Below are 20315 nucleotides of genomic sequence, written 5' to 3' on the forward strand. Positions count from 1 at the left end.
TTAACAATATTGTCCAGAATAAGCCGCTATTTTAGATTCATCTATGCAAATAACAATGATTTATATAGAGAGATTGCAGATATGTGCGGCCGGCGAGGTGCGGCCGGCTAGGTGCGGCCGGCGGGTGCCGCTGGCTTGCTGCGCGCGGCGCAGCTTTATTGCAGGCTCTCGAATGCTTCCGCCAGCGACAGTATCTCGCCGGTGGCGCTGCCGTCGTAGCCGTTGAGCTGGTTGACTATGTCGCGGAAGGAGGCCGATTGCAGGATGGCGATGACCTGCTGCATCAGCGGGTCTTTCATGGCGGCGCTGGAGACGGCGAAAAAATAGCGCTCGCGCACCAGCGGGATAAAATCGAGGCCGAAACGATGGGCGGCGGTCTGCACGCCGAAGCCGACGTCGGCCATGCCGCTGGCGATAAAAGCGGCAATCGCCGAGTGGGTGAATTCGGCGGTCTCGAAACCTTCGATGGCGGTCGGCGACAGCGCTTGCCGCGACAGCATCAGTTCCAGCAGCATGCGGGTGCCGGAACCGGTCTGGCGATTGACGAACAGCACGCCCTCGCGGCTCAGGTCAGGCAGGCCGGCGATATTTTTCGGATTACCCGGCGCCACCATCAAGCCCTGGTTGCGGACCGCCAGGTGGATCAGGCAGTGCTTGTCTTTATCCAGCCAATGGCTATAGCTGGCCACCGACGCATCTTCAAATTCTCCCAAAGGCACGTGAAAACCGGCCAGGTCGCATTCTTGCCGCGCCAGCGCCGCCACGGCATCGGCGCTGTTGCGATAGCGCAGCTCTACCGGCAAGCGGCGGTCATTGAGCTGGTTCAGCAGCGCGGCGACGGCAAAACCGTGGCTGGCGTTGAGCCGGATCACCTGCGGCTGGCCGCTCACCGTCTTGCTCAGCTCGCCTTCCAGTTCGGAGGCCAGGGTTTCCAGCGTCGGCGACAAACGCGCGGCGATGCGGCGGTCAGCCCAGATCAGTTTTTCCGCCAGCGGCAGCAAGCGGCTGCCGCGGCCGCGGCCGGTGCTGATCAGCGGATGGCCGAACATCCGCTCGGCATCGCGCAGCAAGCCCCAGGCATGGCGATAGGAGCTGCCTGTCTGCTTGGCGGCATTGGCGATAGAACCGGTCTCCTGGATGGCGGTGAGCAGGGCCAGCAAGACGGCGGTATCCAGGGGCGGTTCGGCGTCGCGCGAGATTTCCCAGTGCGGTTTGATTTTGACTTTATACATTATGCAAAATATAGCCTATTGAGCGCCTTCGCTGCCAGTGATATTTTTCATATATACAGATGAAAATATAGGGGAAAATACGCATAACAAAAATATTTTTCATATAAAACTATATGTAAGTAATTACCTATGGTACATATAAGCCTTTTTAATTTCCGGGGGGAAAAGTGGGATTTTTAGATAAAGAGCGGACCATTGCAGGTCCCGGTTTCAATCGTTGGCTGGTGCCGCCTGCGGCGCTGGCAATTCATCTGTGTATCGGCATGGCTTACGGCTTTTCCGTGTTCTGGCTGCCGCTGTCGAAGGCGATCGGAATCAAGGAGTCGCTGGCCTGTTCCAAGGATATGAGTTTCTTTGCCGAAATATTTGCCAGTACCTGCGACTGGAAGATTTCGATGCTGGGCTGGATCTACACCATGTTCTTTGTCCTGTTGGGAACATCGGCAGCGATCTGGGGCGGCTGGCTGGAACACGTCGGTCCGCGCAAGGCAGGTTTTGTGGCGGCCTTGTGCTGGTGCGGCGGTTTGCTGATTTCGGCATTCGGCGTCTACCACCACCAGATCTGGCTGATGTGGATAGGCTCCGGCCTGATCGGCGGTGTCGGCCTCGGGCTGGGTTATATCTCGCCGGTGTCGACCCTGATCAAGTGGTTCCCTGACCGCCGCGGCATGGCGACCGGCATGGCGATCATGGGCTTCGGCGGCGGTGCGCTGATCGGCAGCCCGCTGGCGGACAAGCTGATGAAGTATTTCGCTTCCGATGTGTCGGTCGGCGTCTGGCAGACCTTCGTCGTCATGGCCCTGATCTACTTCGTGTTCATGATGGCTGGCGCTTTCGGCTACCGGATCCCGCCTAGCGGCTGGAAACCGGCCGGCTGGACGCCGCCTGCCGCCAACGGCAATGCGATGATCACCCAGCACCACGTGCACGTCAGCAAGGTGTGGGGCATCCCGCAGTTCTGGCTGGTTTGGCTGGTGCTGTGCCTGAACGTCTCGGCCGGCATCGGCGTGATCGGCATGGCTTCGCCTATGCTGCAGGAAGTGTTCGGCGGCCATCTGCTCGGCGTCGGCACCAAGTTTACCGAATTGTCGCTGGAGCAAAAAGGCGCGATTGCAGCGATTGCCGCCGGCTTTACCGGCCTGATCAGCCTGTTCAATATCGGCGGCCGTTTCGTCTGGGCTTCCTGCTCGGACTACATCGGACGCAAGATGACTTATGTGGTGTTCTTTGTGCTCGGCTTCATCCTGTATGTGAGCCTGCCTTGGTCGGGTGCGGCCGGCAGCGTGGCCTTGTTCGTGACTGCGGTGTGCCTGATCCTGTCGATGTATGGCGGCGGTTTCGCTACCGTGCCGGCCTACCTCGCTGACCTGTTCGGCACCCAGATGGTGGGCGCGATCCATGGCCGCCTGCTGACTGCATGGGCGACTGCCGGCATTCTCGGCCCGGTGGTGGTGAACTACATGCGTGAATACCAGATCTCGCTGGGCATGCCGCGCGAATCGGTCTACAACACCACGATGTATATCCTGGCTGGCTTCCTGGTCGTCGGCTTGCTATGCAACCTGATGATCAAGCCGATTGCCGAAAAGCACTTCATGACGCCGGAAGAACTGGCGCGTGAAAAGAAACTGGCGCATGAACAGGCTTCGGCCAATCCGGATGTGACGGTTTCAGCCGAAGACATGGCGCGTATTGGCAGCGGCGGCAGCCCGCTGGTGTTATGGTTGTCGTGGGCGGCAGTGGTTATTCCGCTGGTATGGGGGATCTCGATCACCCTGCAGAAATCTGCAGTATTGTTTAAGTAATGGAGTGAAGTAGGGTGGGCACGGATGCCCACCCTACGCAGCAAGACGTTTTAGAAAAAAGTAACAGAGATGCAGGACGCACCGTAGTGCGCCGATCAAGGTGCATGGTTTCATAACAAGAACATCCAATCTGCGCACCTTTTGTAGTACCGAATACCGGTAGGAGACTGTCGTGAAGATGCAAATCGAGCCAAGTTCCCAAATTTCAAAAGCAGTTCCGTCGGAACCGCGCGTCGACCTGGACCAGGTCAAATCCATTATCCAGAAATACCAGGCCTTGCCCGGTGCCATGCTGCCGGTCCTGCATGCCATCCAGGATGCGCTCGGCTACGTACCGTCGTCGGCGGTGCCCTTGATCGCCGAGCAGTTGAACCTGTCGCGCGCCGAAGTGCATGGCGTGATCAGCTTTTACCATCATTTCCGCCAGCAGCCGGCGGGGCGCCATGTCGTGCAGCTGTGCCGCGCCGAGGCCTGCCAGGCAGTCGGCGCGGACGCGCTGGCGGCGCACGCCAAGGCAGCCCTCGGCTGCGATTTCCACGGCACCAGCAGCGACGGCCAGTTCACGCTGGAGCCGGTGTACTGCCTGGGCCAGTGCGCCTGCGGCCCGAGCATGCTGATCGACGACGACCTGCATGCGCGCGTCAGCAGCGATAAATTCAACAGGCTGGTGCGCGCCAAGCGAGGTGTGGCGTGAGCATAACCATCTACGTACCACGCGACTCCACTGCACTGGCCTTGGGCGCGAATGAGGTTGCTGCGGCAATCGTCGCCGAGGCGGCGAAGCGGGGCCAGGAAATCACCCTGGTGCGGAATGGTTCGCGCGGCATGTTCTGGCTGGAGCCGCTGGTCGAGGTAGCTACGGCCGCCGGCCGTGTCGGCTACGGGCCGGTCGAACCGGAGGATGTTGCGGGCTTGTTCGATGCCGATTTCATGGCTGGCGGCCAGCATCCCCTGGCTTTGGGGCTGGTCGACGAAATTCCCTATTTGAAGAAGCAGGAACGTCTGACTTTTGCGCGCGTCGGCATTACCGATCCGGTATCGCTGGACGATTACCTGGCGCATGAAGGCTACCAGGGCTTGCAAAAAGCCCTGGCCATGCAGAGCGCCGATATCGTGCAGGAAGTGCTGGATTCCGGCCTGCGCGGACGAGGCGGCGCGGCTTTCCCGACCGGCATCAAATGGAAGACGGTGCTGGGCGCCCAGAGCGCGCAGAAATACATAGTCTGCAACGCCGACGAAGGCGACTCCGGCACATTTTCCGACCGCATGATCATGGAAGACGATCCCTTCGTGCTGATCGAAGGCATGACGATTGCGGCGCTGGCGGTTGGCGCGACCCGCGGTTATATCTATGTCCGCTCGGAATATCCGCATGCGATTGCGGCGCTGGATCAGGCGATCGTTACGGCGAACAGCTGCAATTACCTGGGCGAGAATATCCTCGGCTCGGGCCGCGCCTTCCATCTGGAAGTGCGCAAAGGCGCCGGCGCCTATATCTGCGGTGAAGAAACCGCCCTGCTGGAGAGCCTGGAAGGCAAGCGCGGCGTGGTGCGCGCCAAGCCGCCGCTGCCGGCGATCGAAGGCCTGTTCGGCAAACCGACGGTCATCAACAATGTGATCTCGCTGGCCTCGGTGCCGATCATCCTGGCGCGCGGCGCCGCCTTTTATAAAAATTACGGCATGGGACGTTCGCTCGGCACCTTGCCGATGCAGCTCGCTGGCAATATCCGCCATGGCGGCCTGGTTGAAAAAGCGTTTGGCGTCACCTTGCGTGAATTGCTGTTCGATTTCGGCGGCGGCACCGCCAGCGGCAAGCCGATACGCGCGGTGCAGGTCGGCGGTCCGCTAGGACCGTACCTGCCGGCATCGCTGTTCGACACCAAGCTCGATTACGAAGCCTTCGCCGCGGTCGGCGGCATGCTGGGCCACGGTGGCATCGTGGTGTTCGACGACAGCGTCGACATGGCGAAGCAGGCGCGTTACGCGATGGAGTTTTGCGCGGTCGAATCCTGCGGTAAATGCACGCCTTGCCGCATCGGCTCGACCCGCGGCGTGGAAGTGATCGACAAGATCGTCGCCGGCGCCGATACACGCAGCCAGCAGATTCATCTGCTGCGCGACCTGTGCGACACCATGGTCAACGGCTCACTGTGCGCGATGGGCAGCATGACGCCGCTGCCGGTGTTGTCGGCGCTCGATCATTTTCCCGAAGATTTCACCGGCGGCGCACTAGACAAGGCCGCCTGACCGCCATTCAGATAAACACCACCCACGTTCCACCGGAACCAGGAGCATGTGATGAATCAGCTTAATGACCTCGACTACGGCACGCCTGCCAAGCAATCCGAAAAATCGGTAACCCTGGAAATCGACGGCGTCAGCGTCGAAGTGGCCGCCGGCACCTCGGTGATGCGCGCGGCAGTGGAAGCCGGCATCAACGTTCCCAAATTGTGCGCTACCGACAGCCTGGAGCCGTTCGGTTCCTGCCGCCTGTGCCTGGTCGAAATCGACGGCAAGAAAGGTTATCCGGCGTCTTGCACCACGCCGTGCGAGCCGGGCATGAAAGTCAAGACGCAGACATCCAAGCTGGCCGACATCCGGCGCGGCGTGATGGAGCTATACATTTCCGACCATCCGCTCGATTGCCTGACTTGCCCGACCAACGGCAATTGCGAACTGCAGGACATGGCAGGCGTGACCGGGTTGCGTGAAGTCCGCTACGGTTATGAAGGCGATAACCACCTGAAAATGAAGAAGGATGAATCGAATCCTTACTTCACCTACGATCCGTCCAAATGCATCGTCTGCAATCGCTGCGTGCGCGCCTGCGAAGAAACACAGGGCACATTTGCGCTGACGATTGACGGCCGCGGTTTCGAATCGCGCGTGTCGGCCGGGCAGATGGACAGTTTCATGGAATCGGAATGCGTGTCCTGCGGCGCTTGCGTGCAAGCCTGCCCGACGGCGACGCTGACCGAAAAGACCGTGATCATGATGGGCCAGGCCGAGCACAGCAAGATCACCACTTGCGCCTATTGCGGCGTCGGCTGCTCGTTCAAGGCCGAGATGAAGGGTAATGAAGTGGTGCGCATGGTGCCGCACAAGGATGGCAAGGCCAACCACGGTCACTCCTGCGTCAAGGGCCGTTTTGCCTGGGGTTACGCGACCCATAAGGACCGCATTACCAAGCCGATGATACGCAGCAAGATCACCGATCCATGGCGCGAAGTGTCCTGGGATGAAGCGCTGACCTACGCCGCCAGCGAATTCCGCCGCATCCAGGCCAAGCATGGCAAGGATTCGATCGGCGGCATCACTTCCTCCCGCTGCACCAATGAAGAAACCTATCTGGTGCAAAAACTGGTGCGCGCCGCTTTCGGCAACAACAACGTTGATACCTGTGCGCGCGTCTGCCATTCGCCGACTGGCTACGGCTTGAAACAAACGCTGGGCGAATCGGCCGGCACCCAGACTTTCGATTCGGTCATGAAATCGGACGTGATCATGGTCATCGGCGCCAATCCGGTCGCCGCGCATCCGGTGTTCGCTTCGCAGATGAAACGCCGCCTGCGCCAGGGCGCCAAGCTGATCGTGGTCGATCCGCGCACTACCGAAATGGTGAAGTCGCCACACGTGCAAGCGGATTTCCACCTCAAGCTGCGCCCGGGCACCAATGTCGCCCTGATCACCGCGCTGGCGCATGTGATCCTGTCCGAAGGTTTGCAGAAAGAAGATTTTGTTGCCGAACGCTGTGACCAGAAGTCGTACGCGGACTGGAAGGAATTTGTCCTGCGGCCGGACAATTCGCCGGAGATGATGGCTGACGTCACCGGCGTGCCTGCCGAGCAATTGCGCGGCGCGGCGCGTTTGTTCGCCGCCGCCGGCAACGGCGCGATCTACTACGGCCTCGGCGTGACCGAACATGCGCAGGGTTCAACCATGGTGATCGGCATCGCCAACCTGGCCATGGCGACCGGCAATGTCGGCCGCGAAGGCGTCGGCGTCAATCCGCTGCGCGGACAGAACAATGTCCAGGGTTCTTGCGACATGGGTTCCTTCCCGCATGAATTGCCGGGTTACCGCCATGTCTCGGACAGCACCGTGCGTGGTGAATTCGAACAAGCCTGGGGTGTTACCCTGAGCCCGGAGCCGGGTTTGCGTATCCCCAACATGTTCGATGCCGCCATGGACGGCAGTTTCATGGGCCTGTATTGCGAAGGCGAGGACATCGTGCAGTCCGATCCGAATACCCAGCACGTGACAGCGGCGCTATCGAACATGGAATGCATCGTGGTGCAGGATTTGTTCCTGAACGAGACCGCCAAATATGCCCACGTATTCCTGCCGGGTTCGTCGTTCCTGGAAAAGGACGGCACCTTCACCAATGCCGAGCGGCGGATTTCGCGTGTGCGCAAGGTAATGCCTGCCAAGGCCGGCCTGTCCGACTGGGAAGTCACGGTGGCCCTGGCCAAGGCGCTGGGTTACGACATGCCATATACGCACCCATCGGAAATCATGGATGAAATCGCGGCCTTGACGCCGACTTTCCATGGCGTCAGCTACGCCAAGCTGGAGCAGGCCGGCAGCCTGCAATGGCCGTGCAACGATGCGGCGCCGGACGGCACGCCTATCATGCACATCAAGGAATTCGTGCGCGGCAAGGGCAAGTTCATCAATACTCAGTATTTCGCCACCGATGAAAAGGTGACGCTGAAATTCCCGCTGATACTGACTACCGGCCGCATCCTGTCGCAATACAATGTCGGCGCCCAGACCCGGCGCACCGAGAATGTCGAATGGCATAGCGAGGACCGGCTGGAAATCCATCCGCATGATGCCGAGGACCGCGGCATCAAGGATGACGACTGGGTCGGCATCGAGTCGCGTGCAGGACAGACGGTATTGCGGGCGACGGTGACGGAACGGGTGCAGCCGGGCGTGGTGTACACCACCTTCCATTTCCCGGAATCGGGCGCGAACGTGATCACCACCGATAATTCGGACTGGGCCACCAACTGTCCGGAGTATAAAGTGACGGCGGTGCAGGTGATGCCGGTCAGCCAGCCGTCGACATGGCAGAAGCAGTTCAGCCGTTTCACCGAGCAGCAGCTGAAGCTGCTGCAGGGGCAGTCCGGGCATGCGGCTGAAACAGCGGTCAGTAAATAACGGTACAAAGGAAACGCATGGTCTCACCCGAATACGCCAGCAGCACCGAAGTCGAGGTAGAGCAGTGGCGTAACGGCGCTGTCGGCAAGAGTCGCGACGTGGTTGCGGAAGAGGTGCCGGTGGCGCTGGAATACAACGGCATTTCGCACGCCGTGATGATGGCGTCGCCTGCCGACCTGGAAGATTTTGCGCTGGGTTTTTCCTTGACCGAGGGCATCTTGCAGGATCGCAGCGAGCTGTTCGATTGTGAAGTCGTCACGGCGGCCGACGGCATCCAGGTGCAGATGCAGATCGCCACCGAGCGTTTTGTCGCGCTCAAGGAAAAACGACGCAACTTGACCGGCCGCACCGGCTGCGGCTTATGCGGCGCGGAAACCTTGCAGCAGGCGGTGCGCAAGCCGGCGCCGGTGCTGTCCGCTGCGCGCTTTTCAGCGGCCGGCATTTATGCAGCGATGGCCGAGATGCAACAGCAGCAGCATTTGCAGAAAGTGACTGGCGCTACCCATGCCGCCGCATGGCTGCAGGCGGACGGCAAGATCGCGCTGGTGCGAGAAGACGTGGGCCGGCATAACGCCCTCGATAAATTGATTGGAGCCCTGTCGCAAGAAAATCCGCGGCGGGATTTTTCCAGCGGCGCGGTGCTGATCACCAGCCGTGCCAGTTATGAAATGGTGCAGAAGGCAGCCAGCATGAGCTGCGGTTTCATCGTCGCGGTGTCGGCGCCGACCGCGCTGGCGATCCGGCTGGCGGAGCAGGCTAACGTGACCTTGCTCGGTTTCGTGCGGCAGCCCGGACACGTGGTATACGCCCACCCGCAACGGCTATTGCCGTGAATGCAGCAGAAAGGTAGACATATGAATCTGGAACACCTGGTGAAGATGGCGAATCAGATCGGCGCCTTCTTCGAGACCATGCCCGACCGCTCGCAAGCCATGGCGGATTTCGCTAGCCACCTGAAGCGCAGCTGGGAGCCGCGCATGCGGCGCGAATTGCTGGCGTATATCGAAACGCAAGGCGGTCCGGAGCTCAATCCGATGGTGCTGGAGGCGGTGCGCCTGCACGCCGCCACCTTGCAATAACCTTCAATCGCCTTAGGGCAGAAACACCATCTGCGAAGGGCTGCCCAGCCCGGTATACCTGTCGATGAATTCCAGCTTGCCGCTGCGCTTGTCGATGGCGAACTGGGTGATATTGTCGCTGCGCTGGTTCAGTGCGTAGATATAGCGGCCTTGCGGCTCGATCACGAGGCCGCGCGGATAGTCGCCGCGGGTCCAGGTTTCTCCTACCCAGCTCAGTTTTCCTTCGGCGCCGACGGCGAACTGGGCGATGCTGTTGTGCAGGCGGTTCGCGACGTACAGGAAGCGGCCGTCATGGCTCAAGGTCAAGCCCGAGGCAAAACTGGTGCCCTGATAATTTTCCGGCAGGCTTGAGATGGTTTGCTGTTCCTGCAAAGTTCCGCTGGCCTGGTCGAAGTGGTACAGCGTCAGCGTCGAGGCTTCCTCGTTGATCAGGTACACGTATTTACCGTTGGGGTGGAACACGAAATGGCGCGGGCCGGCGCCTGCCGACGATGCCTTGATGAAGGGCGGCGTATTGGGCGTCAGGCTGCCGCTGCTTCGGTCAAAGCGCCATTGATAGATACGGTCCAGCCCGAGATCGGTCGAAAAGACAAACTTGCCACTGGGATCGCTGGCGATCATGTGGGCGTGCGGACCATTGTGGTCGCTGGCGGCAAAGCTGCCGACGGTTGCGGCTTCCGGCCGCGCCGCTCCGGCCGGGCCGGTGCTTTGCTGGACCGACACCGCCGGCCGCAGGCTGCCGTCCTGGGCCAGCGGGAAGGCAGCCACCGAGCCGCTGCCGTAGTTGGCGGCGAGCAGGTAGTCCTGCTTTGGCGTCAGCGACACATATACCGGGTTCTTGCCTTGCGCATCGTGCTGGTTCAGCAGCGTCAGCGAACCATCGGTCCGGTTTATCGCATAGGCAGCAAGTACGCCGTGCTGGCTGTCGTTATAGTTGGCTACCTCGCTAGCTACATACAGCGTCTTGCCGGCGGCATCGAGATTGAGCTGGGCCGCATTCGGCAGCGTGCTGACTACTTTCACCCGGCTCAGCGCACCGGACCGGCCATCCACTTTAAACAGGTAAACGCCTTCGCCATTAGGGTTGTAAGTGCCGACATAGGCGAAAAGGGCGGGCGGCGGGGTTTCGGCTCTCAGGGGCATGCTGGTCATGGTAAGTAGTGCGATGGAAAGCGCCATCCATTTGGAGCGGCGAATGAATGTTCTCTGATTTTGCATCTTTTCTCCAATACTACTAAAAATCAAAGCGGCCCCTGATTGGACCAGGCTGGCCGATGCAAGTCATTTTTGCATCACGGAATTGAACAACGACGATTCAAGGAGCAGGTCCAGCCAGGCTCTCAGGCTTTTGTATTCGCTGGCATGAAACCACTCTTTGTCAACGTGCGCGAATTGCCGTACGAAAGGAAAAATGGCCATGTCGGCCAGGCCCGGTTTTTCACCGCACAGGAATCCGTGCAGCGCAATGCGGGCATCCAGCTGCGCCAGGACGGCTGCTCCCTGGGCGCGGTAATAGCTTGCAGGGTGTTCCGGAAAACGCTCGGCATACTTGTAGCGGTCCAGGTGGCCCTTGAATGGGCCGTCATTCTGCTGAATCAGTTCTTGCACCTGCTGCTGCACGGCAGGGTCCGGGCTTAGCCATTGTTCGGGATCGTGCTGCCGGAGCGCCCAGTGCATGATGTCCAGGCTTTGTTCAAGCGGCGCGCCGTGCGGCAGCTTCAAGACCGGAACCGTGCCCTTGGGCGAACAGTCCAGCATGGCTTGCGGTTTGTTCCTCAAGCTGACTTCAAACATGTCGACGTCGACGCCGCTGACCTTGATCGCAAGGCGGGCGCGGATTGCATACGGACAGCGGCGGAAGGTGAATAAAATCGGTTTCAAGTTAGTGTATCTATAACAATTCAACGCTCATAAAATAGCAGAAATTCCGCTTCCCCGGCATTTTTGCCGGATTGCCGCGCGAGCAGGGCAGCATCGAAACCGGATCGCAATATGGGGATCCACAATGGCAAGCATCGAACCTTGGATGATGTCCGCTGTCAGAGCGCAGGGTACTGAAATCTCGGGGTACGCCATGTTCTCGGCTAAAATGGCGCTCGCATCGTGATTTTAAAAGGCCGGGATGGACTTCCAATTCATTAGCCCCAGAAAAAACGCCCTGGTTTACCTGATCAAGATCCTGACGGGCGCGTTGATCACCTGGTACGGATTGCGCGCCCTGGGTTTGCAAGAGCCGTATTGGGCCATGATTTCCCTGATTATCGTGACCGAGCCGGATGTCAACCTGGCCAAGGCGAATTTCCGGGCCCGTTTGATCAACACCCTGAACGGCTGCGTTGTTGCTTGCCTGGCGCTGGTGCTGTTCGGCCCGGGATTCCTGTCCTTGCTGGTCGCTTTGGCAACATCGGTGCTGGTGGCCATGCTGTTGCAGAACTATCCGGCCAACTGGCGTCTGGGGCCGGCGACCGTGGTGATCCTGATGTCTGCCGCGATCGGCGGCAAGGGCCTGCACCAGGAGCTGGAGTATGCTTTGTTGCGGGTCGGGGAGGTGATTGCCGGCAGTACCGTGGCATTATTGCAGTCGCTGGTCTATTCCTATGCGCTCAAACGCTTGGCGCCCAGCACGAATTGATGGCCGGCCGCAAGATTCATTGGTCGAATCTATTGACGTAATTTCCTTAGCAACACTATAGTGACAAAATGATTTCAGAATTCCATCAATTATCAGAAAAAATCGGCCAGCTGGCTGAGTTGACGCACATCTTGCGCCGGGAAAATGCCCAGCTGCGCCTGCGTACAGCCGGTTTGCAGAGTGAAAACGAAGAATTGAAGCAACGCATCAGCGAAGCGCACCAGCGCGTCGCGGCCCTGCTCGAGAAATTTCCGGCATTGCCGCAAGAGTTATCGCAAGAGCCGCAAGATCGGGAGCTTACATGAGCCAGTTAAGCGTTAACATCATGGGCCAGCCTTATACACTGGCGTGCAAGGAAGGCGAAGAGAAGGCGCTGCAGGAAGCCGTGAGCTACCTGGACGGTAAAATGAGCGCTATCCGCGATGCCGGGAAAATTCGCGGCAACGACCGCATCGCCGTCATCGCCGCGCTTGGCATCGCCGCTGAATTATTGGGCAGCAAAGCGCCCGCCGGCCCGTTGTCCGACCTCACCATGTCGGAAGTAAAGCAGAATATCAGCGCAATGCATACAGTACTGGATGAAGCCCTGGCGGCACAGGAAGACCTGTTCTGACCTTGCGGCCAGCCATGCTGCGGGCCGTACTCTGGGAAAAACGGCAGGAAAAACTTTCGGCAAAAGGGGTTTGACTTGGGAATCGTTTGGAGTAGACTAACGTCTCCTGCCGTGTTCGCGATTGTCATAAAATCCTTGAACCATTTATACGCAACGGCTGCGGAATTTTGTTCGATAGGTGTGAGCGTCGCTAGTCCGATGAACCCGAAATTGAACTAACTGCGGCCAACTTGAACTGCTTTGGTTCAGGATGCCGACATAGCGGCACAGGCGGGACTTGATTCTGAAGCGGTTGCATATATGTGTGCAGCCGCTTTTTTTATTTCTGGTTTTATTTATTTCTTAGAGATGAAATGAATTACTGGCTAATGAAATCCGAGCCGGACGACGCCAGCATCGACGACGTCCTGGCCATGTCCGGACAGACCATCGCCTGGTACGGCGTGCGCAATTATCAAGCGCGTAACTTCATGCGCGATGCGATGCAGGTCGGCGACGGCGTGCTGTTCTATCATTCCGGCTGTGCCGTGCCGGGGATAGCCGGCCTGGCCGAGGTGGCGAGCACGCCTTACCCCGACGACACGCAGTTTGATCCCAAGAGCAAATATTTCGATCCCAAGGCCGAGCGTGAAAACCCGCGCTGGATGCTGGTCGATGTGCGTGCCTTGCGCAAAACCCGGCTGATTGGCTTGCCCGAACTGCGCCAGCAGGAAGCGCTGGCCGAGATGCAGATCCTGCGCCGCGGCAACCGCCTTTCCATCACTCCGGTCAGCGCCGCCGAATGGCGCCATATCGCCAAGCTTATGAAGGCGTGAGGCTGCCCGCGGCTGGCAATGCATACTGCTCGCGCAATACATTCTTTTGCACCTTGCCCATGGCGTTGCGCGGCAGTTCATCGGCGAAGAATACCTGCTTGGGCACCTTGAAGTTGGCGATCGAGGTTTTCATCAGGGCGATCACATCCGCGGTTGTCAGCTTGGCTTCCGGCCGTTTCACGATCACCGCGGTCACCGCTTCGCCGAAATCGATGTGCGGAACGCCGATCACCGCGGATTCCAGCACGCCGTCGATTTCATCGAGCACACTTTCGATTTCCTTCGGATAGACGTTATAGCCGCCGGAGATGATCAGGTCCTTGCTGCGGCCGACGATAGACAGGTAACCCTGGTTGTCGAAGCGGCCGACGTCGCCGGTCTTGAAATAACCGTCGGCGGTGAATTCCTCCGCCGTCTTTTCCGGCATGCGCCAGTAACCGTGGAATACATTTGGCCCCTTGACCTGGATATCGCCGATTTCACCGGCGCCGCAAACCGCGCTGCGGCCTTCGCTGTCGGTCCCCATCAGGCGCAGCGAAACGCCAGGCAGCGGCTGGCCGACGGTGCCGCCGCGCCGCTCCTGCGCATACGGGTTGGAGGTCAGCATGGCGGTTTCGCTCATGCCGTAGCGCTCCAGTATGGTATGGTCGGTGCGCTCGGCGAATTCGGCAAAGGTATCGGCCAGCAATGGCGCGGAACCCGATACGAACAGGCGGATATTGCGGCAGGTGCCGCGGTCGAAGCCGCCGCTTGCCAGCAGCCGCACGTAATAGGTCGGCACGCCCATGAAGACCGTGCTGCGCGGCAGCTGGCGGCAGACTTCGGCGGCCTCGAACTTCGGCAGGAAAATCATCTTGCTGCCGTTCAGCAGCGCGCCGTTGGCCGCCACCAGCAAACCGTGGATGTGGAACAGCGGCAGCGCGTGCAGCAGCACGTCACCGGCTTGCCAGTGCCAGTATTGCTGCAGCACCTGGGCATTCGAGCCGATGTTGCCGTGCGAAAGCATGGCGCCCTTGCTGCGGCCGGTGGTGCCCGAGGTATACAGGATGACGGCGAGGTCGTCGGCCTGTTTTTCAACTGTATCGAACGAGTCCGGATGATGCATGGCGCGCGCCAGCAACGATCCGGAATTCCTGCGGCCGTTGCCGCCTTCATCCAGGGTAAACAGGTGACGGGTGCCGGCCTTGAAGGCAATCTGCGCCACCCAGCCGAAATTCTGCGGCGTGCAGACGAACACCGCCGGTTCCGCATCGCCGATGAAATATTCGATCTCGGCGGCGCGATATGCCGTGTTCAGCGGCAGGTAGACAAAACCGGCGCGCAGGGTCGCCAGGTAAAGTATCAGCGCCTCGGGCGATTTTTCCACCTGCGCCGCGATGCGGGCGCCGCTCGGCAGATCCAGGCTGCCGAGCAGATTGGCGATGCGGGCCGAAGCGCGTTCGATGTCGCCCCAGCTGTAGTACTGGCCATCGTGGGTTTCGATGCAGCATGCGGTGCTGTCGGCAGGAAAGCGGGACGCAAAAAGGGCGTAAAGATTGGCTGTCATGTTCAGTATCGGGAAGGCGCGGGGAAACGTGTTCCTGGCTGTTGCCAGGCATGCGTTTCCCTTCGCTGGTTCAGGTAGGTGAGTTGCTTGCGGCCTTGGCCGGCGGTACATCGGCGGGGCCGGCGTACTGGCGCGGATTCCTGTAGGCGATCACCAGCAGCACGATGCCCAGCACGATCATCGGCACCGACAGCATCTGGCCGGCGGAAATGGTAATGCCGCCGAAGGTCACGTTATAGTCCGGCACGCGGAAATATTCGGTGAAGAAACGGGCGCAGCCGTACAGCAGCGAAAACATCCCCGCCACCGCCATGCGCGGCCGCGGTTTGCGCGAGAATATCCAGAGAATGATGAACAGCAGGATGCCGTCGACCAGCATCTGGTAGATCGGCGACGGATGGCGCGGCAGGTTGTCGACATTCGGCCAGATCATGGCCCATGGCAGCGACGGATCGGAAACCACCCGGCCCGGCAGTTCGCCGTTGATGAAGTTGCCGAGGCGGCCGGCGGCGTAGCCGAGCGGCACCATGGGCGCGATGAAATCCATGATGTCCATCAGCTTGCGGCCAGCCTTGCGGCCCCACCATGCCATGGCGATCAGGACGCCGAGAAAACCGCCGTGGAACGACATGCCGCCTTTCCAGACCGCGATGATTTCAGACGGATGCGAAAAATAATAGGCCGGATCGTAAAATAGCACCTGGCCCAGGCGGCCGCCGATCACTACCCCCAGCACGCCGTAAAACAGCATGTCGTCGATATCCTCTTTTTTCCAGCCGGCGGCGGCAACATGCGGCTGCTTGATCCTGATCCTGCCGATCCAGATGAACAGGATGAACGCCAGCAGGTACATCAGGCCGTACCAGCGTACGTGGAGCGGGCCGAGGGAGAAGGCGATCGGGTCGGGCAGGGGATGAATCAGCATATTCTTTATTTCTTTCGTAACAATTCCAAAAAGGCTTGCAGTACCGGCGAAACATTATCGCGGCGCCAGGCCAGGCCGGTTTCAACCAGCGGCGTCTGGTCCTGCAATTCACGATAGTCGACCCCCGGGCGTTGCAGGTTCGACACCGATTGTGGCACAAGCGCGATCCCCATGCCAGCCGACACCAGGCCGACGATGGTTTGCATCTGGATCGCTTCCTGGCCGATATGCGGGGTGACGCCGGCGGCGCGGAAGCAGCCGAGGATGGTGTCGTGGAAGCCGGGCGAGATGCGGCGCGGGAAAATGATCAAGGGCATGTCGGCCAGGTCGCTCAGCGCGATCTTGCCTTTTTTTGTCCGCAAGGCCTTGAGACCGCTGGGCGCCGCCAGGATCAGCGGTTCCGCCAGCACCGGCTGGTATTCCAGCGCCAGCTTGGCCTTGTCAGGCAAAGGCGGGATCAGCAGGCCGGCATCGATCCGCCCCTCCATCAGCTGCGCCAGCTGCAGGTCGCTGGTGGCTTCCTGCAGGTCGATCTGCACCAGCGGATAAGCTTCGCGAAAAGCGCGCAGCAGCGGCGGCAGGATGCTGTAATCGGCGGTCGAGACAAACGATAGAGTAAGCAGGCCGGATTCGCCGGAAGCCGCGCGCCGCGCCAGGTCGGGCAGGGTGGCGGCCTGCTGCAGCAGGCGCTGCGCCTCCGGCAGCAGCGCCTGCCCGGCCGGGGTCAGCGCCACGCTGCGTTTGGTGCGGGCGAACAGCGACGTGCCAAGGTTAGCTTCCAGCGCCTGGATCGCTTGCGACAGCGGCGGCTGCGTCATGTGCAGGCGCAGCGCGGCGCGGCCGAAATGCCTTTCTTCGGCAACCGCGACGAAATAGCGCAGCTGGCGCAGCTCTATGTTCATGGATTCAAGTCTATATGGCTAATAAAAAAGCCGGAGAGAAACCGGCTTTTGTGTTGCGTAACAGTGCGCTCGAACGCTTCAGCGCCGTTTATGGCTGTCGAAGGTCTTCTTGACGCGTTCTTTCCTGGTTTTTTCGATTTCCTCGTGGGCTTTGCGCTTGTCCAGGCCGAACATCCGTTCCAGGAACTCGAACCAGATAAAGGCAACGCCCATCAAACCGGCGATCCACCACCATGAAATGCCGGCAAACGGACCGATTTCGAAGTATTTTAACGCTATTAACGAAACGATAATGATAATCAGTGGCATGGCATTCCCTTTTCTTTGCGGAAAGGATAGGGCGAAAGATGCTCGTGGTCAACGGATGTCGGTCTGATATGTCGGATTCCAGATGTATGTAGGTGTTTCAGGGATATGAGACAATGCAAACGGGCAGGTAGAATGGTGTCACATTTTTTTGACGGAGATAAGAATGAAACGTTTGTTGATCTGTGCACTGCTGGGCGCAATGGCCTCGGGATCCGCCCTCGCGGACGCCGGCCTGGACCTGGCAAAGAGCAAGAACTGTATGGCATGCCACGCGGTAGCCAACAAGGTGGTCGGCCCGGCATACAAGGACGTTGCGGCAAAATATGCTGGTCAAAAAGATGCGGAAGACAAGCTGGTGGCGAAAGTCATGAAGGGCGGATCAGGCACCTGGGGCGCAATCCCGATGCCGGCCAATCCGCAAGTCAGCGAAGCCGAAGCGCATACCCTGGTGAAATGGGTTTTGTCGCAGAAGTAATGCCGCCGGCCATGCCGCAACAAGGCGCTCCAGTGAGCGCCTTTTTTTACGGCCATATCCCTTGTGTTGTCAGTAGCGGGCTGTGCTTTCTCTGCTGGGACGGAGCGTTATCTGATCAGTAAACAAAAAAAGCGCCGCGGATGCCGAGGCGCTTTTCAACTACAGGCAAGAACTGTTATTTAGTCACCGCCAGCTGCGAGCGTTGCGCGCCCCTGTAGGTGTACAAGGTGATGGTGCCGTCCTTGATGTCGCCTTTGGCGTCGAATGCGATCATGCCGGTCACACCCTTGTGCTGGATCTTGGCCAGTTCCGGCAGGTATTTTTTCGGATCGGCCGACTTGGCTTTTTGCATGGCGTCCGCCATGGTCATCAAGGCATCGTAGGTATACGGCGCATAGATCACGACATCCTTGCCGTACTTGATCTTGTAGGCGGTCTTGTAGGCGTCCAGCCCTTTCCGGGCCGATTCTTCGACGCCGCCGGCTTCGGCGCAGATCACCTGGTCGTTGCTGATGCCGTCGCCTGCCAGCTTGGGCAGGTCGGAAGTGCAGATGGCGTCGCCACCCATGAACTTGGCCTGGATGCCCAGCTGCTTCATCTGGCGCAGCATGGGGCCGGCGCCGGCATCCAGTCCGCCGAAGAATACGACGTCGGGTTTCTTGGCCTTGAACGAGGTCAGGATCGCGTTGAAGTCGGTCGCCTTGTCGTTGGTGTACTGGGTCGCCACGATGGTCATGCCGGCGGCTTTGGCGGCCTTGGTGAATTCTTCCGCCAGGCCCTGGCCGTAGGCGGTGCGGTCGTCGATCACCGCTGCGGTCTTGGCATGCAGGGTCTTGGCTGCATAACGGCCGAGGGCGCCGCCCAGCTGGCTGTCGTTGGCCACCACGCGGAAGGTGGTGTTGAAACCTTGCTGGGTGTATTTGGCGCTGGTGGTCGACGGCGAGATTTGCGGGATGCCGGCGTCGTAGTAGATTTTCGATGCAGGAATCGAGGTGCCCGAATTGACGTGGCCGATGACGCCGGCGACTTTGGCGTCGACCAGTTTCTGCGCTACCGCGGTTGCCTGCTTGGGATCGGATGCGTCGTCTTCCGCCATCAGGACGAACCTGGTTTTTTTGCCGTCCAGCGTCAGGCCCTGCTTGTTCAGTTCTTCGATCGCCATCCTGGCGCCGTTTTCATTGTCTTTGCCGATGTGGGCGATGGGGCCGGTGATCGGGCCGACGTGGGCGATCTTGACCACTTGTTCCTGTGCATGGGCGCTGGCGGACAGGGACAAGGCGATAGCCGCGGCCAGCGGGATCATTTTGGTGGTGTGCACTGGATTTTCTCCTAAGGATTTTTAATGTAATTGATGGTAAGTTTTTTCAGCCATCCGACTTCGATTTCAGTATGGTCAGGGACTTAAACGTTACAACAATACAAAAGCCAGGCAAAGCGCTTTTATATGTTTTTTTATCAATCCGGCAGAATGAAATGCGTAAACGCATGACAGCGCGCATGACAGCGCCCGCGCAAATAAAAAAGCGCCCCGGCGCTGAGGCCGGGACGCTTCGATAACACAGTTGCTGAATGTAATTTACTTGGTGACGGTCAGCAAGGTACGCTTGCCGTCCTTGTAGGTGTACAGGGTCAGCGTGCCGTCCTTGATGTCGCCTTTGGCGTCGAAGGCGATCATGCCGGTCACACCCTTGTGATGGATCTTGACCAGTTCCGGCAGGTATTTCTTCGGATCGGCCGAGTTGGCTTTCTGCATGGCTTCCACCATGGTCATCACGGAGTCGTAAGAGTAGGGCGCGTACAGTTTGACTTCGGCGTTGAACTTCTTCTGGAACGCTGCCTTGAAATCCTCCAGGCCCTTCTTGCCCGATTCCTCGACGCCGCCGGCTTCGGCGCAAACCACCTGGTCGTTGATCAGGCCGTCGCCGGCCAGCTTGCCCAGTTCGGCCGTGCACATGCCGTCGCCGCCCATGAACTTGGCCTTGATGCCGAGCGCCTTCATTTGGCGCAGCATCGGACCGGCCACCGCATCCATGCCGCCGAAGAAAATCACGTCCGGATTCTTGGCCTTGATCGAGGTCAGGATGGCGTTGAAGTCGGTTGCCTTGTCGTTGGTGAACTGGGTGGCGACGATATTGACGCCGGCGCTTTTGGCGCCCTTGGCGAATTCCTGCGCGACGCCCTGGCCGTAGGCGGTGCGGTCGTCGATCACGGCGATGTTCTTGGCTTTCAGCGTGGTGGCTGCGTAACGTCCCAGCGTGCCGCCCAGCTGACCGTCGTTGGCGACTACGCGGAATACGCTGTTAAAACCTTGCTGCGTATATTTCGGGCTGGTGGCGGCAGGCGAGATCTGCGGGATGCCGGCATCGTAGTAAATCTTCGAAGCGGGAATCGTGGTGCCCGAATTCAGGTGGCCGATGACGCCGTCGATCTTGGCGTCCACCAGTTTTTGCGCTGCCGCCGTGCCTTGCTTGGGATCGGAGGCGTCGTCTTCCGCCAGCAGCACGAACTTGATTTTCTTGCCGCCCAGGGTAATGCCCTTGGCGTTCAATTCTTCGACCGCCATCTTGGCGCCGTTTTCCATGTCCTTGCCGAGGTGAGCGGAAGGGCCGGTCACCGGGCCGACATGGCCGATCTTGACGATTTGTTCTTCAGCGTGAGCCGAGCCTGCAGCGCCCAGCGCCAACGCGATTGCTGCAGCCAGCGGCAACATTTTGTTCTTCATCTGCACGTGTTTCCTCCTAAGGGTCTATACAAGGTAAGTGAAAGCAGTTTCCGCTGACCAATGAGCGGAACATGCAAACGTTACAACAGAACAA

At 59.6% G+C, this 20315-nt stretch carries 20 protein-coding genes and 1 other RNA gene; 12 read left to right on the top strand and 9 right to left on the bottom strand.

What is annotated here, in order from left to right:
- Positions 1-155: 155 nt before the first annotated feature.
- A complete protein-coding gene (locus CFU_RS04565) occupies positions 156-1232 on the bottom strand; it encodes a substrate-binding domain-containing protein (RefSeq protein WP_014004869.1) in 1077 nt (358 codons plus the stop codon).
- A 167-nt stretch (positions 1233-1399) separates the two neighbouring features.
- Between CFU_RS04565 and CFU_RS04570 the strand changes: the two genes are divergently transcribed.
- The 6 genes from CFU_RS04570 (at position 1400) to CFU_RS04595 (ending at position 9282) form a co-directional block, all read left to right on the top strand.
- The gene (locus CFU_RS04570; RefSeq protein ID WP_014004870.1) at positions 1400-3037 is read left to right on the top strand and encodes an OFA family MFS transporter; all 1638 of its coding nucleotides are present in this window, start codon (positions 1400-1402) and stop codon (positions 3035-3037) included.
- A gap of 178 nt (positions 3038-3215) precedes the next feature.
- Complete coding sequence (locus tag CFU_RS04575) at positions 3216-3731, top strand: formate dehydrogenase subunit gamma (RefSeq protein WP_081466552.1); 516 nt, start codon at positions 3216-3218, stop codon at positions 3729-3731.
- Positions 3728-5284: a formate dehydrogenase beta subunit gene (locus CFU_RS04580; protein ID WP_014004872.1), complete on the top strand. Its 1557-nt coding sequence runs from the start codon at positions 3728-3730 to the stop codon at positions 5282-5284. The genes CFU_RS04575 and CFU_RS04580 overlap by 4 nt, the downstream gene beginning before the upstream one ends.
- Before the next feature lie 51 nt (positions 5285-5335).
- On the top strand, positions 5336-8203 hold the full coding sequence (fdhF, locus tag CFU_RS04585; RefSeq protein WP_041741303.1) for a formate dehydrogenase subunit alpha: 2868 nt from the start codon (positions 5336-5338) through the stop codon (positions 8201-8203).
- Between the two features lie 17 nt (positions 8204-8220).
- Positions 8221-9036 carry a formate dehydrogenase accessory sulfurtransferase FdhD gene (fdhD, locus tag CFU_RS04590; RefSeq protein WP_014004874.1) on the top strand — a complete coding sequence of 272 codons (816 nt, stop codon included), beginning with the start codon at positions 8221-8223 and terminating at the stop codon, positions 9034-9036.
- 21 nt (positions 9037-9057) lie between these two features.
- Positions 9058-9282 (top strand): formate dehydrogenase subunit delta, encoded by a 225-nt coding sequence (locus CFU_RS04595; protein WP_041741307.1) that lies wholly within the window; start codon positions 9058-9060, stop codon positions 9280-9282.
- A 12-nt stretch (positions 9283-9294) separates the two neighbouring features.
- Here CFU_RS04595 and CFU_RS04600 read toward each other — a convergent pair whose 3' ends face one another.
- Together CFU_RS04600 and CFU_RS04605 are read right to left on the bottom strand one after the other, a co-directional pair.
- Positions 9295-10500 carry a lactonase family protein gene (locus CFU_RS04600; RefSeq protein ID WP_041741309.1) on the bottom strand — a complete coding sequence of 402 codons (1206 nt, stop codon included), beginning with the start codon at positions 10498-10500 and terminating at the stop codon, positions 9295-9297.
- A gap of 63 nt (positions 10501-10563) precedes the next feature.
- A complete protein-coding gene (locus tag CFU_RS04605; RefSeq protein WP_041741310.1) occupies positions 10564-11163 on the bottom strand; it encodes a glutathione S-transferase in 600 nt (199 codons plus the stop codon).
- A 241-nt stretch (positions 11164-11404) separates the two neighbouring features.
- On the opposite strand from CFU_RS04605, the gene CFU_RS04610 reads away from it, so the two are divergent.
- From CFU_RS04610 to CFU_RS04625, 5 genes are all read left to right on the top strand, one after another.
- Positions 11405-11914 carry an FUSC family protein gene (locus CFU_RS04610; protein WP_014004878.1) on the top strand — a complete coding sequence of 170 codons (510 nt, stop codon included), beginning with the start codon at positions 11405-11407 and terminating at the stop codon, positions 11912-11914.
- Positions 11915-11982: 68 nt separating this feature from the next.
- Positions 11983-12219, top strand: a complete 237-nt coding sequence (locus CFU_RS04615; protein ID WP_014004879.1) for a hypothetical protein — start codon at positions 11983-11985, stop codon at positions 12217-12219.
- Positions 12216-12527, top strand: coding sequence for a cell division protein ZapA (locus CFU_RS04620; RefSeq protein WP_014004880.1), 312 nt, complete (start codon positions 12216-12218; stop codon positions 12525-12527). The genes CFU_RS04615 and CFU_RS04620 overlap by 4 nt, the downstream gene beginning before the upstream one ends.
- 100 nt (positions 12528-12627) lie before the next feature.
- Positions 12628-12808: non-coding RNA, 6S RNA (ssrS, locus tag CFU_RS23665), on the top strand.
- Positions 12809-12880: 72 nt separating this feature from the next.
- The gene (locus tag CFU_RS04625; protein ID WP_041741312.1) at positions 12881-13342 is read left to right on the top strand and encodes an EVE domain-containing protein; all 462 of its coding nucleotides are present in this window, start codon (positions 12881-12883) and stop codon (positions 13340-13342) included.
- Here the strand turns inward: CFU_RS04625 and CFU_RS04630 are convergent.
- The 4 genes from CFU_RS04630 to CFU_RS04645 form a co-directional block, all read right to left on the bottom strand.
- Complete coding sequence (locus CFU_RS04630) at positions 13329-14888, bottom strand: malonate--CoA ligase (RefSeq protein ID WP_041741314.1); 1560 nt, start codon at positions 14886-14888, stop codon at positions 13329-13331. The genes CFU_RS04625 and CFU_RS04630 overlap by 14 nt on opposite strands.
- A 70-nt stretch (positions 14889-14958) precedes the next feature.
- A complete protein-coding gene (gene lgt / locus CFU_RS04635) occupies positions 14959-15813 on the bottom strand; it encodes a prolipoprotein diacylglyceryl transferase (RefSeq protein ID WP_014004883.1) in 855 nt (284 codons plus the stop codon).
- A gap of 5 nt (positions 15814-15818) precedes the next feature.
- A complete protein-coding gene (locus CFU_RS04640; RefSeq protein ID WP_014004884.1) occupies positions 15819-16715 on the bottom strand; it encodes a LysR substrate-binding domain-containing protein in 897 nt (298 codons plus the stop codon).
- A gap of 78 nt (positions 16716-16793) precedes the next feature.
- A complete protein-coding gene (locus CFU_RS04645) occupies positions 16794-17024 on the bottom strand; it encodes a TIGR04438 family Trp-rich protein (protein WP_014004885.1) in 231 nt (76 codons plus the stop codon).
- Positions 17025-17187: 163 nt separating this feature from the next.
- On the opposite strand from CFU_RS04645, the gene CFU_RS04650 reads away from it, so the two are divergent.
- Complete coding sequence (locus tag CFU_RS04650) at positions 17188-17499, top strand: c-type cytochrome (protein WP_041741315.1); 312 nt, start codon at positions 17188-17190, stop codon at positions 17497-17499.
- 175 nt (positions 17500-17674) lie between these two features.
- Here the strand turns inward: CFU_RS04650 and CFU_RS04655 are convergent, their stop codons facing one another.
- Together CFU_RS04655 and CFU_RS04660 are read right to left on the bottom strand one after the other, a co-directional pair.
- Positions 17675-18802, bottom strand: a complete 1128-nt coding sequence (locus CFU_RS04655) for a branched-chain amino acid ABC transporter substrate-binding protein (RefSeq protein WP_041742997.1) — start codon at positions 18800-18802, stop codon at positions 17675-17677.
- 273 nt (positions 18803-19075) lie between these two features.
- Entirely contained in the window at positions 19076-20221 is a 1146-nt protein-coding gene (locus CFU_RS04660) for a branched-chain amino acid ABC transporter substrate-binding protein (RefSeq protein ID WP_425304685.1), read from the bottom strand.
- Between the last annotated feature and the right edge of the window lie 94 nt (positions 20222-20315).

Source organism: Collimonas fungivorans Ter331, from assembly GCF_000221045.1.
GTDB classification, from domain to species: domain Bacteria; phylum Pseudomonadota; class Gammaproteobacteria; order Burkholderiales; family Burkholderiaceae_D; genus Collimonas; species Collimonas fungivorans_A.

What these genes read in the sequence shown, in the direction of transcription:
- CFU_RS04565 (WP_014004869.1), bottom strand. Translation starts at nt 1,232, where the DNA reads ATGTATAAAGTCAAAATCAAACCGCACTGGGAAATCTCGCGCGACGCC.
- CFU_RS04575 (WP_081466552.1), top strand. Translation starts at nt 3,216, where the DNA reads ATGCAAATCGAGCCAAGTTCCCAAATTTCAAAAGCAGTTCCGTCGGAA.
- fdhF (WP_041741303.1), top strand. Translation starts at nt 5,336, where the DNA reads ATGAATCAGCTTAATGACCTCGACTACGGCACGCCTGCCAAGCAATCC.
- fdhD (WP_014004874.1), top strand. Translation starts at nt 8,221, where the DNA reads ATGGTCTCACCCGAATACGCCAGCAGCACCGAAGTCGAGGTAGAGCAG.
- CFU_RS04595 (WP_041741307.1), top strand. Translation starts at nt 9,058, where the DNA reads ATGAATCTGGAACACCTGGTGAAGATGGCGAATCAGATCGGCGCCTTC.
- CFU_RS04600 (WP_041741309.1), bottom strand. Translation starts at nt 10,500, where the DNA reads ATGCAAAATCAGAGAACATTCATTCGCCGCTCCAAATGGATGGCGCTT.
- CFU_RS04610 (WP_014004878.1), top strand. Translation starts at nt 11,405, where the DNA reads ATGGACTTCCAATTCATTAGCCCCAGAAAAAACGCCCTGGTTTACCTG.
- CFU_RS04615 (WP_014004879.1), top strand. Translation starts at nt 11,983, where the DNA reads ATGATTTCAGAATTCCATCAATTATCAGAAAAAATCGGCCAGCTGGCT.
- CFU_RS04620 (WP_014004880.1), top strand. Translation starts at nt 12,216, where the DNA reads ATGAGCCAGTTAAGCGTTAACATCATGGGCCAGCCTTATACACTGGCG.
- CFU_RS04625 (WP_041741312.1), top strand. Translation starts at nt 12,881, where the DNA reads ATGAATTACTGGCTAATGAAATCCGAGCCGGACGACGCCAGCATCGAC.
- CFU_RS04630 (WP_041741314.1), bottom strand. Translation starts at nt 14,888, where the DNA reads ATGACAGCCAATCTTTACGCCCTTTTTGCGTCCCGCTTTCCTGCCGAC.
- lgt (WP_014004883.1), bottom strand. Translation starts at nt 15,813, where the DNA reads ATGCTGATTCATCCCCTGCCCGACCCGATCGCCTTCTCCCTCGGCCCG.
- CFU_RS04640 (WP_014004884.1), bottom strand. Translation starts at nt 16,715, where the DNA reads ATGAACATAGAGCTGCGCCAGCTGCGCTATTTCGTCGCGGTTGCCGAA.
- CFU_RS04645 (WP_014004885.1), bottom strand. Translation starts at nt 17,024, where the DNA reads ATGCCACTGATTATCATTATCGTTTCGTTAATAGCGTTAAAATACTTC.
- CFU_RS04650 (WP_041741315.1), top strand. Translation starts at nt 17,188, where the DNA reads ATGAAACGTTTGTTGATCTGTGCACTGCTGGGCGCAATGGCCTCGGGA.
- CFU_RS04655 (WP_041742997.1), bottom strand. Translation starts at nt 18,802, where the DNA reads ATGATCCCGCTGGCCGCGGCTATCGCCTTGTCCCTGTCCGCCAGCGCC.
- CFU_RS04660 (WP_425304685.1), bottom strand. Translation starts at nt 20,221, where the DNA reads ATGAAGAACAAAATGTTGCCGCTGGCTGCAGCAATCGCGTTGGCGCTG.